This is a genomic window from Streptomyces fractus, assembly GCF_049844455.1.
GTDB classification, from domain to species: Bacteria; Actinomycetota; Actinomycetes; order Streptomycetales; family Streptomycetaceae; genus Streptomyces; species Streptomyces fractus.
Genome location: NZ_JBMYHI010000002.1, coordinates 674,971 through 692,898 on the forward strand (window position 1 = coordinate 674,971; position 17,928 = coordinate 692,898).

A 17,928-nucleotide genomic window follows, 5' to 3' on the forward strand; every position below is an offset into this window, starting at 1 on the left:
ACCCACCCTCGCCTCAGTGCGAGTCGCGCGGCACGGCGCTGCCGCGACAACCGCGCAGGAAGTCGAAGTCGGCTCCCCGGTCGGCGCCTTCGACGTGCTGTGTGTAGAGCCAGGCGTAGCCACTGGTGTGGCGCGGCTCGGGTGCCTGCCAGGCCGCGCGGCGGCGCGCCAACTCGGCCTCGTCCACTTCCAGTTGCAGCGATCTCTTCGGCACGTCGAGCGTGATGGTGTCCCCGTCGCGTACGAGGGCCAGGGGGCCGCCGATCGCCGCTTCCGGGGCCACATGGAGGACCACGGTGCCGTAGCCCGTGCCGCTCATCCGGCCGTCGCAGACGCGCACCATGTCGGTGACTCCGGCCTTCAGCAGCTTGGTGGGCAGCGGCACGTTGGAGACCTCGGGCATGCCGGGGTAGCCCTTCGGTCCCGCGCCGCGGATGACGAGCACGGTGTTCTCGTCGACGTCGAGGTCCGGGTCGTCGCACACCGCGTGATAGGCCTCCGGTGAGTCGAATACGCGGGCGGTGCCGGTGTGCGTGAGCAGATGGGGCGAGGCGGCGGACTGCTTGATGACCGCGCCGTCGGGGCAGAGGTTGCCGCGCAGGACCGCCGTCCCCGTGCCCGCCGGCTGGAACGGGGCCACCACGGGGGTGATCACCTCGTCGCCGGTGCGTTCCGCGTCCGCGACGTTCTCGGCGATGCTGCGTCCGGTGACGGTGAGCTGCTCGCCGTCCAGCAGTCCGGCCCGGACCAGTTCGTGGTGGACGGCGGGCAGGCCGCCCGCGTAGCAGAAGTCCTCCATGAGGTACGTGCCGGACGGCATCAGGTTGAGCAAGGTCGGTACGTCGCGGGCGAGTTGGTCGAAGTCCTCGGTGTCGAGGGGAACACCGACCCGGCCGGCGATGGCCGTCAGGTGGATGATGGCGTTGGTGGAGCCGCCGATCGCCGCGTTCGTCCGGATCGCGTTCTCGAAGGCCTCGCGGGTGAGGATGCGGGAGGGGCGCAGGTCCTCGTCCACCATGTCCACGATGCGGCGTCCTGCCGCCTGCCCGGTCTCGTAGCGGCGCATGTCGACCGCGGGCCAGGTCGCGGAGCCCGGCAGCTGCATGCCGAGGGTCTCCGCCATGCACGCCATGGTGGAGGCGGTGCCCATCGTCATGCAGTGGCCGTTGGAGCGGGCCATGCAGCCCTCGGCGAAGAAGCACTCCTCCTCGGTCATCCGCCCGGCCTTGACCTCGGCCTCCATCTGCCACACGGCCGTGCCCGAACCGACGTCGCGGCCCTGGAACTTGCCGTTGAGCATCGGGCCGCCGGTCACCATCACGGTCGGCAGGTCGACGCTCGCGGCGCCCATGAGCATGGCGGGGGTCGTCTTGTCGCAGCCGGACAGCAGCACCACACCGTCCAGCGGGTTGGCGCGGATCAGCTCCTCGACCTCCATGGCCATGAGGTTGCGGTACAGCATGGCCGTGGGCCGCATCAGTGTCTCGCCGGTGGCCATGGTGGGGAATTCGAGCGGGAAGCCCCCGGCCTGCCACACTCCGCGTTTCACCGCCTCGGCGACCCGCGTCAAGTGGGCGTTGCAGGGCGCGAGTTCGGATGCGGAGTTGGCGATGCCGATCACCGGCCGCCCGTCGAACACCTCGGGCCCGAAGCCCTGGTTGCGCATCCAGGACCGGTACACCATGCCGCCGCGTCCGGCGGCACCGAACCAGGCCTGGCTGCGTCGGGCCGCGTGACCGTGTGCCATGAATGTCTCTCCTCCACGTTGCCGGATTGGTTCAGCCGAACAGATCGATGAGCTGCTGCCGCGCCGTGAGCACGGACAGCACGCCGAAGAGCACCACCGCCCACACCAGTGCGGCGACGCGAACGCCGCGCACCTTCAGGGGGTTCGGCAGTGCGGTGCGGTTCATGACGAGCAGCAGGATCGAGTACACGAACATCATCAGCCCGGACACGCAGGCCGAGATGACGAGCAGCACGAGTGGCTGGTCGAGCCCGGAGAGCAGCACGATCGCGCCGATGGCGACGACCGCCCACACCAGGCGCGCGTAGATCCGTGACTCGCTCATCTCCCGTTGCCGCATGTAGGTGGACTTCAGGACGTCGGCCGCCAGCCTGCTGGTGTAGTCGATGATGCCGGTGGCGGCGCTGAACAGCGAGAACGCGCCGACCAGCCAGAAGAACACGCCGAACCAGTCCCCGACGCGTCCTTGCAGGACCTGCCCCTCCTTCTGGAGGAAGCCGACGTTGTTCTCCAGGCCGCCGGTCCCGTACAGCGTCGAGTGCGCGAGCATCGAGGACAGGACGATCGTGACGATGGTGACGAGGACGAAGGTGAGGGCCTGCTCGACGTTGGCGAAGCGCCACCAGCGGCGCCAGCGGGACATGTTCGTCTCGTTCAGCTCGAAGACGTAGCCGACGACGGGGCCCGCGGCCTCTTCCTGGCCGGTGACCGGGCTGACGAGGCGGGGCACGTAGTGGCCCATGCCGAAGCCCTTGTCGCGGATCCAGTTGCTCTGCACGAGGTTCTGCCCGCCGCCCGCGCCCGCGTAGGCGAGGGCGCCCATGAGGACGGCGACGCCGAGCTCGGAGGGGAACGTCGCGTCGGTGACGGCCTTCGGCAGGTCACCGACCGTGGTGGCGGTGACCGCGAGGATCAGGGCGAGGATGAAGAAGCCGCCGATGACGAGGATCTTCACGCCGAGCAGCTTCTCCAGCGCGTTGTAGACGACGGGCGCGAGGGTGAGGATCAGGCCGATGAGGATCAGGAGGCCGATGCCGATGTAGGCGGGTTTGCCGCCGAAGACGTAACTGAGCATCGTCGCCGAGCTGGTGGCCCAGCCGGGCCAGAGGTTGGCCGCGTAGGTGAACACGACCATGACCAGGCCCCAGTGCCGCCAGTAGCGGTTGAAGCCGGTCACGGCGGTCTCGCCGGTGGCGAGGGTGTAGCGCTCGATCTCCATGTTGAGGAACCACTGCGTGACCACACCCACCACGGCGCCCCACAGGAAGACGAGTCCTGCCTGTGTGGCGATGTAGGGCCAGAGGATGAACTCGCCCGATGACACCCCGACCCCGGCCGCCACGATGCCGGGGCCGATGATGCGCCAGGTCTTCGCGGGCGGTGCGGGCAGCTCCCGTACGGCGGGTGGCGGGAGGAGCCGGGTGCGCAGGGGGAACGGGGCGGGCGGCGGGGACGGGGAACGTCCGGATCTTCCGGTCTCGGTCATCTGGGGCGCCTCCGGGGGCCGTTGGGGCGGGAGGGGAGCGCTTGCGATGCCCAGCAATCATCGGATGATTTGGGGAGCCCGTCCAGTGGGTGCGCACGACGAACGCACCTGGCACGTCACTGCTTGCCGGAGCCGACCGGGTCCACCGTCACGTTGGACTCGGTGGAGTCGGAGGCGGGCAGGTTGAGGGAGACCGGCAGGGTCTTGGAGTGGGTCTCGTTCGGCGGGGTGACGACGATGCTGACGATGTCGACGCCCGAGCCGCCGGTGTCGTTGCGCGGGGTGTGCAGCGTGAAGCGGGTCTCTTCGCCGTTCTTGAGCACGACGGCCGGGGCGGCGCGGTCGCTGCGCTTGGCGCTGATGCCGCCGGGGCCGCTGTCGGCCTTGAGGTCGACGCCCGGGAAGCCCTTGAGGGAGCAGGCGTCGCTGGTGTTCCTCATGGTGACCATGAGGTCGCCCTCGCCCATGCCGTGAGCGGTGCTGAACGCGAGGTTCGCCGTCTTGCAGGGCCCGGTGTTGATCTGTCCGCCGCCGCTGCCCTCGTCGGCGTCCGCCGAGCCGGTGGCGGACGAACCGCCCCCGGTGCTCGCGGCGTTCGAGGCGCTGTCGTCCGAGCCCTGCTGGGTGTCCCCGCCCGCGTCCGACGCCGTGGACGACGCCGAGGAGGACGGGGCGGACGACGACGAGGAGGAACCGGAGTCGTCGGTGCCCGCGGCGGAGTCTCCGTTGCCCTGGCAGGCCGTGAGCGAGAGCCCCGCGGCGAGGGCCAGGGCGGCGAAGGCGGTCTTCTGAGCGCGCATGGTGTCGGTTCCTCCGTGGTCGGTGGTGCTCGTCCGCTCGGTGGGGGCGAGCGTTACTGATCGTTGAGACCCCGACCGACGGGTGAACCGTTCCGGCCGACCGCGCACTCATACATGGCTGTTACAAACGACGGCCGGCTCCTCACATCACGGCATTGAGCGCCATCACCCCGCCGAGGCCCAAGAGCGCCAGCACCGTCGTATAGGTGGTGCGCGCCTTGATCGCGTCGAGGACCGAGAGGTTGAAGTACTCCTTGAACATCCAGAAGCCGGGGTCGTTGACGTGGGAGAAGGCGATCGAGCCGCAGGAGACGGCGAGCACCATCAGCTCCGGGGACGTACCGCTGCCGGCCACCATCGGCGCCACGATGCCCGCGGCCGTGGACACCGCGACCGTGGCCGAGCCGAGGGCGATGCGCAGGATCACGGCGATCAGCCAGGCGAGCACCAGCGGGGAGATCGACCAGTGCTCGGTGGTGTTCTTGATGTAGTCCGAGACGCCGCCCTCGACGAGGACGTTCTTGTACGCGCCGCCCGCCGCGATCACCAGCATGATCATGGCCATGGACTTGGCGGCGTCTCCGCAGGAGGTGGCGATGTCCTTGAGCGAGCGGCCGATGCGCGGGCCGAAGACGTAGATCGCGAGCAGCAGGGTCAGCAGCAGCGCGAACTCGGGGGAACCGATGAACTTGATGACGCCCATGCCCGGGGCGTGGTCGTCGAGGGACATCTCGGCGATGGCCGCGCCGGCGATGAGGACCACCGGGAGCAGGGCGACCGCGAGCGACCAGCCGAGGGGCGGCATTTCGTCCTCTTCGAAGACGCGCTCGGTGACGAGGCCGGTGGGTATCGAGGGGTTCATCCGGCGGATGAACGGCAGGCGGGGCCAGACCAGGGCGATGAGGGCGCCGGCCGGGACGGCGATGAACAGGCCGACGAACAGCGTCTTGCCGACGGAGGCGTCGAACATCCCGGCCACGGCGGTCGGGCCGGGGTGCGGCGGCAGGAAGCTGTGCATCGTGGAGAGCGCGATGGACATCGGCAGGCCGATCCACAGCAGGTTCTGCCGGGTGACCCGGACCAGGGTGAACGCCACCGGGACGATGATGACGAAGGCCACCTCGTAGAACATGGTGACGCCGATGAGCATCGCGGTGACGACCATCGCCACCTGGACCCAGCGGTCACCGAAGGCCTTCGTCAGCTTGGTGGCGATGCGCTGGGCGGCTCCGGCGTCACCCATCACGCGGCCGACCATGGCCCCTAGCCCGATCACCGGGAGGGTCCCGGAGAGTTGATCGCCGATGCCCTTCTCCAGGACGTCGGAGATGTCCGGCAGGCTGATGCCCTGGACGATCGCGACGACGATCGCGACCAGGAGCAGGGCGATGAAGCCGTTGAGCTTCACCTTGGTCATGAGGAACAGCAGCGCCACAACACTGAGCGCAACGACGAGCATTGGCATGATCACTTCTCCTTCGAAGTGACGGAGGTGCACGTTCGGAAGTCAGGGCATGCGAGGTCTCGGTGCGGCGTCACGACGGACGCCGCACCGGAGCGGGGAAGGGGGTTCAGCGCACCAGGGCGGGGCGCTTGGCGTCGAAGGTCCAGCCGGGGACCAGGTACTGCATGCCGGCGGCGTCGTCCCGGCTGCCGAGGCCCAGGGAGAGGTAGCGCTGGTGGGCCGCCTCGACCTGTTCCATGTCCAACTCGACGCCCAGGCCCGGGCGTTCGGGGAGCGCGATGGCGCCGCCCTCGATGGGCAGCGGCTCGTGGGTCAGCCGCTGGCCGTCCTGCCAGATCCAGTGGGTGTCGATGGCGGTGATGTCACCGGGCGCGGCGGCGGCAACGTGCGTGAACATCGCGAGCGACACATCGAAGTGGTTGTTGGAGTGCGAGCCCCAGGTCAGGCCCCAGGCGTCGCAGAGCTGGGCGACGCGCACCGAACCGTTCATGGTCCAGAAGTGCGGGTCGGCCAGCGGGATGTCGACCGCGTCGGTCTTGATGGCGTGGCCCAGCTGCCGCCAGTCCGTGGCGATCATGTTGGTGGCGGTCTTCAGGCCGGTGGCGCGCCGGAACTCGGCCATCACCTCGCGGCCGGAGTAGCCGCCTTCGGCGCCGCAGGGGTCCTCGGCGTACGCGAGGACGTCGCGCAGCGAGCGGCCGATGTCGATGGCGTCCTTGAGCAGCCAGCCGCCGTTGGGGTCGAGGGTGATGCGGGCCTCGGGGAAGCGTTCGGCGAGCGCGGTGACGGCCTCGGCCTCGGCGCGGCCGTCGAGGACGCCGCCCTTGAGCTTGAAGTCCTGGAAGCCGTACCGCTCCTGGGCCGCCTCGGCGAGCGCGACGACCGCCTCGGGGGTGAGCGCCTCCTCGCTGCGCAGCCGCTCCCAGGCGTCCTTGGCATCGGACTCGTCGCGGTACGGGAGGTCGGTGCGGCGCCGGTCGCCGACGTAGAAGAGGTAGCCGAGCACGGGCACGGAGGTGCGCTGCACGCCCTCCCCGAGGAGCGCCGCGACCGGCACGTTCAGGTACTGCCCGAGCAGGTCGAGCAGCGCCGCCTCGACGGCGGTGACCGCGTGGACGGTGACGCGCAGGTCGAAGGTCTGCGCGCCGCGGCCGCCCGCGTCCCGGTCGCCGAACCGCTCGCGGATCGTGCGCAGGACGGCCTGCGGGTCGCCGACGGGCCGGCCGACGACCAGATCGGTGGCGTCCTCGAGGGTGCCGCGGATGGGCTCGCCGCCCGGGACCTCACCCACGCCCGTGCGGCCGTCGGAGTCGGTGAGGATCACGAGGTTGCGGGTGAAGTACGGGGCGTGGGCGCCGCTCAGGTTCAGCAGCATGCTGTCCTGGCCTGCGACCGGGACGACCCGCATGGAGGCGACGACGGGGGTGTCGGCGGGGGGAACGGCCTTGGTGCTCATGGACGGTGAGACCTTTCGCGTGCGGCTCGCAGGCGGATGAGGGGACCTACGGAAGGGGCGGGCGGTTCATGGCTCGTGCGGGGGACACTCTCAGAGGCTGATGCCCTTGATCAGCGCGGTCAGCGCGTCCAGTTCGTCGGGTTCGAGGTCGGTCAGCGGCGGCCGGACGGGGCCCGTGGGGTGACCGGTGACGGCGAGTCCCGCCTTGACGATGCTGACCGCGTAGCCGCTCTTGCGGTTGCGGATCTCCGTGTACGGGAGGACGAACTCGTCGAGCTTGCGCAGGACTTCGTCGTGGCGGCGTGCGCGGACGTCCGCGTAGAAGGAGAGCGCGAACTCGGGGACGAAGTTGAAGATGGCCGACGAGTAGGTAGTGACACCGAGTTCGAGGTACGGCAGGGCGAAGGTCTCGGCGGTGGGCAGGCCGCCGATGTAGGTGAGCCGGTCGCCGAGCTTCGTGTAGATGCGGGTCATCGCGTCGATGTCGCCGACGCCGTCCTTGAAGCCGATCAGGTTCGGGCAGTTCTCGGCGATGCGGGCCACGGTGTCGGCGCGGTACACGGCGTTGGCGCGGCTGTAGACGATGACGCCGAGGTTCGTCGCGTTGCAGACCGCCTCGACGTGCGCCGCGAGTCCGTCCTGCGGGGCCTCGGTGAGGTAGGGCGGGAAGAGCAGGATGCCGTCGGCGCCCGCGCTCTCGGCGGCCTTCGCCATCTCGACGGCGGTGGCGGTGCCGTAGCCGACCGGGGCCAGGATGGGGGTCTCCCCCGACGTGGCAGCTGCGGCGGCCACGGCGGCGGCGACGACACGCCCGACCTCGGGCACGGTCAGCGAGAAGAACTCGCCGGTGCCGCCGGCCGCGAAGAGTCCGGCCACCTCGTACGCACCCAGGCGGTCGATGTGCTCGCGGTAGGCCTCCTCGTCGAAATCGAAGGAGGAGGGATGGTCCTCGCCCCGGAAGTGGGTCACGGGGAAGGACAGCAGGCCGGAGCCGAGTCGTCGACCGAGGTCGGCAGGCGTGTAGGCGGTCATAGCGGTGGTGCTCCCGAACTGAGGTGTGCGACAGACATACCGGAGGCGGGCCGACTCCCGTATGGCCCGCGTCACTGGTCTGGCGTGACGCTATGAGCTGCCGCTGATGCACGTCCAACACCGATTTCGCATCTTGCGATGCCCATTCGGAATCATTGAGGAGGCGGCCATGACCGACCCCACAACGAAACGTTTGCGTTTCGATGATGAGAGGGCGTACCTTTTAGCGGTACGAAACCGTTTCGGTTCGCTTGTCCGCCCACGACACACCGCGAGCGGATCCGCGCACCACCGTCAGGCAAGGAATCCATGGGGCTGCCCGAACCCCTCACGCGCAGGAAGCGGCGCACCCGGCTCACTCCCGAGCGGGAGCGCGAGCTCTTCGGACGCACCCTCGACCTCGTGCGCGACGTCGGCTACGAGACGATGACGCTCGATGCCGTCGCCGCCGAGTCGAAGTGCAGCAAGGCCACGCTCTACCGGCAGTGGGGCAGCAAGCCCCGGCTGGTGTCCGAGGCGCTGCGCGGGATGCGGCCGTTCTCGCTCGAGGACCTCGACACCGGGTCCCTGAGGGGCGATCTGCACGCGCTGGCGCGGCGGATCGGCGAGGCTCGCAAGGATCTCGACCTCGTACGCGGCATCTCGCTGGCCATCCGCAAGGACGCGGAGCTGGCGGACGCCGTGCACGAGGCGCTCGTCCAGCCCGAGCTCGACCTGTTCGAGGCGATGCTCACGCGGGCCGCGGAGCGCGGCGAGATCGACCGCTCCAGGCCCGCCTGCGGTTTCCTTCCGCACATGTTCGTCGGTTCCGTCTTCTCCCGGCCGCTCCTGGAGCGGCAGTCGGCCGACACCGAATATCTCCAGCGCTACGTGGACACCGTCGTCCTCCCCTTGCTGCTGAACGCCTGACAGCCCTGCGGCCGCTCCCGGCCCCGGCTCCCGACAGACTTCGAAGGACCACGCAATGCCCACCCCGCTCGACGCGCGCGAGCGTCCGGCCGCGGCCCCGTCCGCACAGCCGCCGGGCGCCCCGGCCGCGCACCACGTGCCCCACCGCTGGTGGGTGCTGGCCGTCATCGGCCTCGCCCAGCTGATGGTCGTGCTCGACGCGACCATCGTGAACATCGCCCTGCCGTCCGCCCAGGCGGACCTCGGCTTCTCCGACGACGGCCGTCAGTGGGTCGTCACCGCGTACTCGCTCGCCTTCGGCAGCCTCCTGCTGCTCGGCGGCAAGCTGTCCGACCTCTTCGGGCGCAAGAACACGCTGATCATCGGCCTCGTCGGGTTCGCGGGCTCGTCCGCGCTCGCCGGCGCGGCCACCGGCTTCTCGATGCTCGTCGCGGGCCGCGCCCTTCAGGGCGTCTTCGGCGCGATCCTCGCGCCGACCGCGATGGCGCTCCTGACGACGACGTTCACCGAGCCCAAGGAGCGCGCTCGCGCCTTCGGCATCTTCGGTGCGATCGCCGGTTCCGGTGGTGCCATCGGCATGCTGCTCGGCGGCTTCCTCACCGAGCACCTCGACTGGCGCTGGACGCTCTACGTCAACCTGGTCATCGCCGCGGTCGCGGTCGTCGGCGCCATCGTCTTCGTCCGCAAGCCCGCCCCCGGGCCGCGTCCGAAGCTCGACCTCCTGGGCACGCTGCTCGTCGCGGCAGGCCTCTTCAGCATCGTCTTCGGCTTCTCCAACGCCGAGACGCACAGCTGGGGCAACTGGATGTGCTGGGTCTTCCTGGCCGCCGGCGTCGTGCTGCTCGCGCTGTTCATCGTGTGGCAGACCCGGGCGAAGCACCCGCTGCTTCCGCTGCGCGTCCTCGCCGACCGCAACCGCGCCGCTTCCTACGTGAGCGTGTTCATCACCGGCGCGGGCATGTTCGGGATCTTCCTGTTCCTGACGTACTACCTGCAGATCATCCTCGGCAAGAGCCCCATGGAGACGGGCGTCGCCTTCCTGCCGATGATCGCGTCGCTGATGGTGATGGCGCAGCTCGCCACCATCGTGCTCGTCCCGAGGCTCGGCCCGAAGCCGATCGTTCCGGTCGGCATGGGCCTCACCGCGGGCGGTCTGGTCTGGCTGACCGCGCTGGACGTGAACAGCACCTACGCCGCGCACGTGCTGCCGCCGCTGATCATGATCGGTCTCGGTATCGGCCTCGTGATGCCGCCCGCGATGAGCCTCGCCACCCTCGGGGTCGACCCGAAGGACCAGGGCGTCGCCGCCGCGACCGTCAACACCATGCAGCAGGTCGGTGGCTCCATCGGCACGGCGCTGTTCAGCACCATGGCCGCGACGGCCGCCACCAACTACATCGCCGACCACGGTGCCTCGAAGGCCGCCCAGGCCGAGGCCGCCGTGCACAGCTACGCGACCGCGTACTGGTGGGCCGCCGGGTTCTTCGCGGCCGGTCTCATCGTCTCGGTCCTGCTGTACCGGGCGGGCCGTCCGCTGGCCCACGCGCAGCAGAAGGTCACCTCGGAGGTCGAGGAGGTCGCGGAGGCCGTCACCGCCGAGACCGCGGCCGCTCCCGTCACGCCCGTCGTCGCCACCGCCGACGCGGTGGAGGGCCCCGGCGTGCACGGCCGGATCCTCGACGGACAGGGCGCTCCCCTTACGGGCGCCGTGGTCACGCTGATCGACCGCACCGGCGCCCAGGTCGGCCGCGGAGCCGCGGCCGCCGACGGCAGCTACGCGGTGTCGGCCCCGTCCGGCGACGGCGACGGTTACGTCCTCGTCGGCTCGGCGCCCGGCCGTGACCCGCGGGTCGCCACGCTCGCGCTCCGCGCGGACGGGCCGGTCAGCTTCGACCTCGTCCTCAGTGGCGACGGCGGCCTGTACGGCACCGTGCGGTCCGAGGCCGACTCGGCGCCCGTCCTGGGTGCGCTCGTCGTCACCACCGACGAGCGCGGTGAGACCGTCGGCTCGGCGCTCACCGACACCGACGGCGGTTACTCGCTGCCGCAGCTGCCGCCCGGCGCCTACACGTTCACGGCCAGCGCGGAGGGCTTCCAGCCCTACGCGGGTCAGGCCCAGGTCGCCGGCGGCACCGCCACCCGGCAGGACGCCGTGCTGCGCTCCGCCGCGACCCTGACCGGCACGGTCCGGGGCACCGACGGGTCCCCGGTGAACGACGCCCGCGTCACCCTCCTCGACCAGGCGGGCAACGTGGTCGCGGTGCACACCACGGGCGACGACGGCGCGTACGCGTTCGCCGGCCTGTCCGGCGACACGTACACGGTGATCGCCAGCGGCTATCCGCCGGCGTCGAAGCCGGTCACGGTCGCGGGCGGCGGGAACCCCAACGACCTGGACGTCGCGCTGAGCCACGGGGAGTGACCCTCCCCGGGAGCTGAGGAGCACACCGCCGCGGGCGGGGCAGCAAACTGCCCGCCCGCGGCGTTCCGCTATCCGCACGTCGTCCCGCTCTTCGGCGTCGTGCCGTCGAGGAACTCCGAGGGCAACCCGGTCGGCGGATTCGACACCTTGACCTGCGCCCGCCGCGACACCGGCGGCGCACCGCCGGCCCCCTTCCCGACATCGCACCCACCACAACCCCGTGCCCCTCACGCGTTGTTGCCGTGAACTACTGGTCACCGAAGCCCGATGCCAGTCATGATCCCGAGTGTGCAGCGATCCGGGACAACAGGGCCGGCACCCAGTGATCGCCGTGCCGGTCCTGCAACTCCGCTAGCCGCCAGTCGTTTCCGGTGACGGTTCCCCGGCAGCCGGCCCCCGCGCCGCACTGGCATGCCAAGACGAACTGCGGGTCCCAGGTGCTGGTGGCGTAGTCGCTGGTCAACTCGTCGTCCGTGGCGATGTCGCGGCGCGCGACGAGGGTGTACGGGCCGTCCCACCACAGGTTCGGGTCGCAGCTGTGATTGCTGTAACCGATGGACTGTTCGCTGCGGGGTGGGAGGACGAGGTGGCTGGTGTCGGTCACGGCGATGGTGTCCACGTACGGGAGTTCGGGGTGGCGCACGGCGTCGTCGAGGAGGGCCCGTAGTGCGTCGTCGGAGACCAGGCGGCCGCCCAGTCGGGCCACAGTCGTTCCGGCCGCGATGGGTGCCCGCGTGAACAGGCCCGAGCCTCCCACGGGAGCGGGGCGGACCTCGGTGTGCGGGTGCTGCCACGAGTGGGGGGCGGGGTCAGGTGTCATGGGCTCATCGTGGCGCGTCGCCCGTGCCGGGCACAGTGGCCTCACACCGCCCGATGCCCCAATGCGTCGATCACCCGGTCCGTGAAGTGGGCTGTGGCGGGCGGGAGTTCGCGGCCGGCTCGGCATTGGACCTGGAGGGTGCGCTGGCGGAACTCCTGTTCTTCCAGGGGGACGGCGGCCAGTGCGCGGCGGTCGGACGGGCTCAGGGTGACGCGGCTGGCCAGGGTGACCGCGCTGCTGGCGCGGACGAAGCGCAGGAGCGCGTCCACCGTGGTGCACTCGAAGACGCCCTCCACGGTGAGTTGGTGTGCGGCGGCCGAGGCCTCCAGGAGCAAGCGGCTCGTCGTGTCGGTCGAGGGCAGGGCCACCGGGTGCTTGACGAGGTCGCGTACCGAGACCGCCGGCCGGTCCGCGAGCGGGTGACCCCTGCGGACGATCGCGCACAGCGGGGCCTCTTGTGTGTAACGGATCGAAACACCCGCCGGCAGCGCGATGTTGAAGGTGACGCCGAGGTCGGCGGTGCCTTCCGCCACCATCTGGGTCGCCTCCGTCGGCCGCACCACGTGCAGGATGACGCGGGCCTCGGGGTGCTCCGCGTGGAAGCCGGCCGCGACGTCCGGCAGCAGGTGGTGGGTGACACCGATCGTGGCGGCGACGGTGATGACCGCCCGGGTCGTCCGGCGCTGATGCACCTCGTCGGTGAACGCCTCGGCGTCCTGGATCGCCCGGCGTGCGAAGCCCGCGAACGCGCGCCCGGCCGGCGTCTCGGTGACCCCGCTGGGCAGGCGGTCGAAGAGCGGGGCGCCCACCTCCCGTTCCAGTCGGGCGAGTTGACGGCTCACCGCGGAGCCCGCGACGAAGAGGCGACGTGCCGCCGCGTTCACCGAGCCCGTCTCGAAGACGGCGATGAAGTACTTCAGGGCCGGGTCGACCAATGGCATCGAATGTCTCCCTCTCTCGCGCTGTCACCCTCGCCCCAGGTGTCTCTTCGTATACGTATCCGGCCAGTTGCCGTTGCCGCAACGGCAACGCACGCGTTCCCATATTGTCACCGCCGGATCGCCCGCCGCCCCTTGTTGGCCCCTTCCGTGCGGTGCCACCGTCGTGGCCCATGAGCAGACAGGACGCGATCGACAGCGCAGCGCACGACTTCGACTCCGGGACGTTCAGGGAGGAACTCACCCGCCTCGTCGCGGTCCCGACCGAGAGCCACGACCCGCGCCAGGAACCCGAGTTGCGCCGGTACCTGACCGACGAGGTGTCTCCCCGCCTCGTACGCATGGGGTTCGACGTCGAGATCGCCGACAATCCCGTCTCGGCCCGCCACCCGTTCCTGGTCGCCCGCCGCACGGAGTCAGCGGACCTGCCCACGCTGCTCACCTACGGGCACGCCGACGTGCAACCGGGACACCCCGACCGGTGGCGCACGGGGCTCGATCCGTGGCGGCTCACCGTCGAGGGCGAGCGCTGGTACGGGCGCGGCGTCGCCGACAACAAGGGGCAGCACCTGGTCAACCTCGTCGCCCTGGAACATGTCATCGGGCAGCGGGGCGATCGGCTCGGCTTCAACGTGGTGGTTCTGCTGGAGACCGGCGAGGAGTTCGGCTCCCCCGGCCTCACCGAGTTCTGCGAGGCGGAGCGCGACCGACTCCTTGCCGCGGACCTGCTCATCGGCTCCGACGGGCCCCGCGTCGCGCAGGACCGGCCGACCGTCTTCCTCGGCTCCCGCGGCGCCGCGAACTTCACCCTCGCCCTCAACCTCCGCGAGGGCTCCCACCATTCGGGCAACTGGGGCGGGCTGCTGCGCAACCCCGGCACCGTACTCGCCAACGCGATCGCCTGCCTCGTCGACGAACGCGGCAGCATCCGCGTCGAGGGCCTGCGCCCCGCCGGGATCCCCGACGAGGTGCGCCGCGCCCTCGCCGACATCCCCGCGGGCACCGACGGCCCGGCACCCGATCCCGACTGGGGCGAGCCGGGACTCACCCCGAACGAGCGCCTCTTCGCCTGGAACACCATCGAGGTCCTCGCCATGACCACGGGCCAGCCGGACAGCCCCACCAACGCCATCCCGGGTTCCGCCCGCGCCCACTGCCAGCTCCGCTTCGTCGTCGGCCTGGAGTCGTCGGAGGTGGAGCGGGCACTGCGCAAGCATCTCGACGAGCACGGTTACGACATGGTCGAGGTCACCGCCGACTACGGCATGGAGGCGTCCCGCCTCGACCCGGACAACCCCTGGGTGCGCTGGACGCTCGACTCGCTGGAGCGCACGACCGGCACGACGCCCGCGCTCCTCCCGAACCTCGCGGGATCGCTGCCCAACTCCGCCTTCTCCCGCGGCCTCGGGCTGCCCACGGTGTGGGTTCCGCACTCGTACCCCGGCTGCTCCCAGCACGCCCCCGACGAGCACCTGCCCGCCCCGCTCGTGCGCGAGTCGCTCCAGGTGATGGCCGGTCTCTTCTGGGATCTCGCCGAACTCGCCGGTCTCGGCACCTGGCCTCCCGAGGCCCCCTCCACCGACGGGACCGCCCCATGAGCGCGCCGCCGGCCAGACGAACGGCACGGGCGACCGCCACCACCCCGAGCCCCGGAAAGATCATCACCGCGGCGTGCGTCGGCAACGCCCTTGAGTGGTACGACATCGCGGTCTACAGCTACTTCGCGACGTACCTGTCGAAGGTCTTCTTCACCAATGACGACCCGGCCGTGTCCCTGCTCCTCACCCTGGGCACGTTCGGCGTGTCCTTCCTGATCCGGCCGGTGGGCGCCCTCGTCCTGGGTTCGTACGCCGACCGGGCCGGCCGGAAGGCCGCGCTGAGCTGGTCGATCGGGCTGATGGCGCTCGGCACACTGCTGATCTGCGTAATGCCGTCGTACACGGCGATCGGCGTGGTCGCGCCGGTAGGGATCCTCCTCGCCCGGCTCATCCAGGGCTTCGCGGCGGGCGGCGAGTTCGGCAGCGCTACGGCCATGATGGTGGAGTTCATGCCGAACCGGCGTGGTTTCGCGGCCAGTTGGCAGTTCACCAGCCAGGCCGCCAGCACGCTGCTCGCGGCCCTCCTCGGCACCGTGCTCACCTCGACGCTCAGCGAGGACCAGCTCACCTCGTGGGGCTTCCGGATCCCGTTCCTCATCGGCCTGCTCGTGGCGCCCGTCGGCCTCTACATCCGTCGCAACGTCCCCGAGCCACCGGCCACCGCCGCCACCAAGGAGACGGCGACCGCGCAGCCGGTCCGCACCATGCTGCGCGAGCACAAGATGGGCGTGTTGCTCACCATCGGGCTGCTCGCCGTCACGACCTGCCTCAACTACCTGATCACGTACATCCCGACCTATGCGACCAAGACCCTCGGCCTGCCGGACTCCACGGGTTTCATCGCCGCCCTCGCCGGTGGCCTGGTGCTGCTCGTGGTGACGAGTGTGGCGGGCCACTTCTCCGACCGGGTGGGGCAGATCGCCATCATGATCCCGGCGGCGGGTGCCGTGCTCCTGCTGATCTACCCGATGTTCGCGCTCCTCGTGGCGGCGCCCTCACTGGCCGTGCTGATCGGCGTCGTCATGGTGATGGCGCTCTTCAAGGGCTGCTATTACGGTCCCATGGGCGCTCTCATGGCGGGCATCTTCCCGGCCGATACCCGCGCGACCGGCATGGCGGTGGGCTACAACATCGGTGTCACCGTCTTCGGCGGCTTCACCCCGATGATCGCGGCATGGCTGCTCGATACGACCGGACAGTCCGCGGCCCCCAGTTACTGGGTGGCGATCGCCGCCGTGGCAAGCCTGACCAGCCTGTTCGTGCTGCGCCGCCGCGCGCCCCGCACCCGATGACCCCGATGACCCGCCCGACGGGCCCGTCCCCGCAAGGAGCCCCCATGCCCCCGAACGACACGCCCCTGAACGACTTCGCGCGCCACCCCCTCCTGTTCGGCGCCAGCCCCGTGCACCCCCTGGACCGGCTCAGCAAGCACCTCGGCGGCCCCCGCGTCTGGGCCAAGCGGGAGGACTGCAACGCCGGGCTCGCCTTCGGCGGCAACAAGACCCGCAAGCTGGAGTATCTGATCCCCGACGCGCTCGCCCAGGGCGCGGACACGCTGGTCAGCATCGGCGGCGTGCAGTCCAACCACACCCGGCAAGTGGCGGCGGTCGCCGCCAAGTTGGGCCTGAAGGCCGTACTGGTGCAGGAGAGCTGGGTGGACTGGCCGGACGCGGTCAACGACAAGGTCGGCAACATCCTGCTGTCCCGGATCATGGGCGCCGACGTCCGCCTGGTCGAGGCCGGGTTCGGCATCGGCTTCAAGGACAGCTGGCAGCAGGCCCTGGACGATGTGCGCGCCGCGGGCGGCACCCCCTACGCGATCCCCGCCGGCGCCTCCGACCACCCGCTCGGCGGCCTCGGCTTCGCGAACTGGGCGTACGAAGTGGAGCAACAGGAGCGCGAGTTGGGTGTCTTCTTCGACACGGTCGTCGTGTGCAGCGTCACCGGCAGCACCCACGCGGGCATGATCGCCGGGTTCGCCGGCCAGGACCGGCCGCGCCGGGTGATCGGCATCGACGCCTCGGCGAAGATCGACGAAACCCGCGCCCAGGTGGCGAAGATCGCCCGGAGCACCGCCGAACTCATCGGCCTCGGCCGGGAGTTGAGCGAGGACGAGATCACCGTCCTGGAGGGCTGGGCCGGCGACCGCTACGGCATCCCGGTCGAGTCCACCGTGGACGCGATCCGGCTGACCGGCGAGCTGGAGGGCGTGCTCCTCGACCCGGTGTACGAGGGCAAGTCGATGGCCGGGCTCATCGACCTCGTACGCGACGGGGACATCCCCAAGGACTCGAACGTCCTCTACGCGCACCTGGGCGGCCAGCCGGCACTCAATGCCTACAGCGGCATCTTCCACTGATCGGCGACCCAGTCGCGGAACGTCCGCGCGGGCACCCCGAGGACGTCGGCCACCGTCGATGTCACGTACGCCGGGTGCCCGTCGCTCGCGCCCCACGCGTCGAGCAGCATGTCGACGACAGGGCGCGGCCAGACACCGTCGGTCGCGCTCCGGAACTCGTCCGGTGTGAGCTCCTCGAACGGGATCGGGCGGCCGATGACCTCACCGATCACCCGCACCTGCTCCGCGTGGCTGAGCGCCTCGGGTCCCGTGAGGACGTAATCGCCGCCGGCGTGTCCGTCCTCGTACAGGGTGCGGGCCGCCACGGCGGCGAGGTCGCGCTCGTCGATCGGGGCGGTCTCCACGGCGGCGTAGGGCCACCGGACGGGCTCGCCGGCGTTGATGGCGGGCTCCCACCACAGTCGTACGTTCGAGGCGAACATGCCGGGCCGGAGGAACGTGGAGTCCAGCCCGGAGGCCGCGATCAGGCGCTCGATCTCGGCGTGCAGGTCGGCCATGGGGTTGGGCTGCTGGAAGAACGGGTGCGGCGTCCGGTGCGGCGAGGAGAGGAAGACGATCCGTCGCGTGTGGGCCGTGATCCGCTCGATGACGGCCCCGATCGTGGCGGGCGGCGCCGTCCACAGCAGGAACACCGAGCGCACACCCCGCAGTGCGGCGTCGAGCGAGGCGGGGTCGGCGAAGTCGCCGGCCACGACCTCGACCCCGTCCGGGAGGTCCGCGGCCGAGGGGGCGCGGGTGAGCGCCCGCACGGGCACGCCCGCCGCCAGGAGTTCGTCGACCACCGCGCGGCCGACGCGGCCGGTGGCTCCTGTCACGAGGACGGGGTGGGTCGCACCCTGCCCGTCGTCCGTCTGCTGCGCCTTGTCGTTCATCACAGGAGCCACAATAACGTAACC

The 17,928-nt window shown here is 70.6% G+C and carries 14 protein-coding genes; 5 read left to right on the forward strand and 9 right to left on the reverse strand.

Annotated elements, in window-relative coordinates; all coding sequences use genetic code 11:
* Window positions 1–13 precede the first annotated feature (13 nt).
* The 6 genes from ACP4E5_RS05205 to kdgD form a co-directional block, all read right to left on the reverse strand.
* On the reverse strand, window positions 14–1,747 hold the full coding sequence (locus tag ACP4E5_RS05205) for an IlvD/Edd family dehydratase (protein WP_425825520.1): 1,734 nt from the start codon (window positions 1,745–1,747) through the stop codon (window positions 14–16).
* Window positions 1,748–1,778: 31 nt separating this feature from the next.
* Window positions 1,779–3,233, reverse strand: a complete 1,455-nt coding sequence (locus ACP4E5_RS05210) for an Nramp family divalent metal transporter (RefSeq protein ID WP_425825521.1) — start codon at window positions 3,231–3,233, stop codon at window positions 1,779–1,781.
* 116 nt (window positions 3,234–3,349) lie between these two features.
* Complete coding sequence (locus tag ACP4E5_RS05215) at window positions 3,350–4,033, reverse strand: DUF4232 domain-containing protein (RefSeq protein WP_425825522.1); 684 nt, start codon at window positions 4,031–4,033, stop codon at window positions 3,350–3,352.
* Between the two features lie 142 nt (window positions 4,034–4,175).
* Entirely contained in the window at window positions 4,176–5,498 is a 1,323-nt protein-coding gene (locus ACP4E5_RS05220) for a gluconate:H+ symporter (protein WP_425825523.1), read from the reverse strand.
* A 106-nt stretch (window positions 5,499–5,604) separates the two neighbouring features.
* Entirely contained in the window at window positions 5,605–6,954 is a 1,350-nt protein-coding gene (gudD, locus tag ACP4E5_RS05225; RefSeq protein ID WP_425825524.1) for a glucarate dehydratase, read from the reverse strand.
* 90 nt (window positions 6,955–7,044) lie between these two features.
* Entirely contained in the window at window positions 7,045–7,986 is a 942-nt protein-coding gene (gene kdgD, locus ACP4E5_RS05230) for a 5-dehydro-4-deoxyglucarate dehydratase (protein ID WP_425825525.1), read from the reverse strand.
* A gap of 309 nt (window positions 7,987–8,295) precedes the next feature.
* On the opposite strand from kdgD, the gene ACP4E5_RS05235 reads away from it, so the two are divergent.
* Window positions 8,296–8,895, forward strand: coding sequence for a TetR/AcrR family transcriptional regulator (locus ACP4E5_RS05235; RefSeq protein WP_425825526.1), 600 nt, complete (start codon window positions 8,296–8,298; stop codon window positions 8,893–8,895).
* A gap of 55 nt (window positions 8,896–8,950) precedes the next feature.
* Window positions 8,951–11,317, forward strand: a complete 2,367-nt coding sequence (locus tag ACP4E5_RS05240) for an MFS transporter (protein WP_425825528.1) — start codon at window positions 8,951–8,953, stop codon at window positions 11,315–11,317.
* 274 nt (window positions 11,318–11,591) lie between these two features.
* Here the strand turns inward: ACP4E5_RS05240 and ACP4E5_RS05245 are convergent, their stop codons facing one another.
* The gene (locus ACP4E5_RS05245) at window positions 11,592–12,137 is read right to left on the reverse strand and encodes an SET domain-containing protein (RefSeq protein ID WP_425825530.1); all 546 of its coding nucleotides are present in this window, start codon (window positions 12,135–12,137) and stop codon (window positions 11,592–11,594) included.
* 41 nt (window positions 12,138–12,178) lie between these two features.
* On the reverse strand, window positions 12,179–13,078 hold the full coding sequence (locus tag ACP4E5_RS05250) for a LysR family transcriptional regulator (RefSeq protein WP_425825531.1): 900 nt from the start codon (window positions 13,076–13,078) through the stop codon (window positions 12,179–12,181).
* Window positions 13,079–13,248: 170 nt separating this feature from the next.
* Between ACP4E5_RS05250 and ACP4E5_RS05255 the strand changes: the two genes are divergently transcribed.
* From ACP4E5_RS05255 to ACP4E5_RS05265, 3 genes are read left to right on the forward strand one after another with little or no spacing between them, the layout of a single operon-like run.
* Complete coding sequence (locus ACP4E5_RS05255; RefSeq protein ID WP_425825532.1) at window positions 13,249–14,673, forward strand: M20 family metallopeptidase; 1,425 nt, start codon at window positions 13,249–13,251, stop codon at window positions 14,671–14,673.
* Window positions 14,670–15,965, forward strand: a complete 1,296-nt coding sequence (locus tag ACP4E5_RS05260) for an MFS transporter (RefSeq protein WP_425825533.1) — start codon at window positions 14,670–14,672, stop codon at window positions 15,963–15,965. The genes ACP4E5_RS05255 and ACP4E5_RS05260 overlap by 4 nt, the downstream gene beginning before the upstream one ends.
* Before the next feature lie 44 nt (window positions 15,966–16,009).
* Window positions 16,010–17,032: a 1-aminocyclopropane-1-carboxylate deaminase gene (locus tag ACP4E5_RS05265; protein WP_425825534.1), complete on the forward strand. Its 1,023-nt coding sequence runs from the start codon at window positions 16,010–16,012 to the stop codon at window positions 17,030–17,032.
* Here ACP4E5_RS05265 and ACP4E5_RS05270 read toward each other — a convergent pair.
* Window positions 17,011–17,904, reverse strand: coding sequence for an NAD(P)H-binding protein (locus ACP4E5_RS05270; RefSeq protein ID WP_425825535.1), 894 nt, complete (start codon window positions 17,902–17,904; stop codon window positions 17,011–17,013). The two genes, ACP4E5_RS05265 and ACP4E5_RS05270, sit on opposite strands and share 22 nt — an antisense overlap.
* Window positions 17,905–17,928 lie beyond the last annotated feature (24 nt).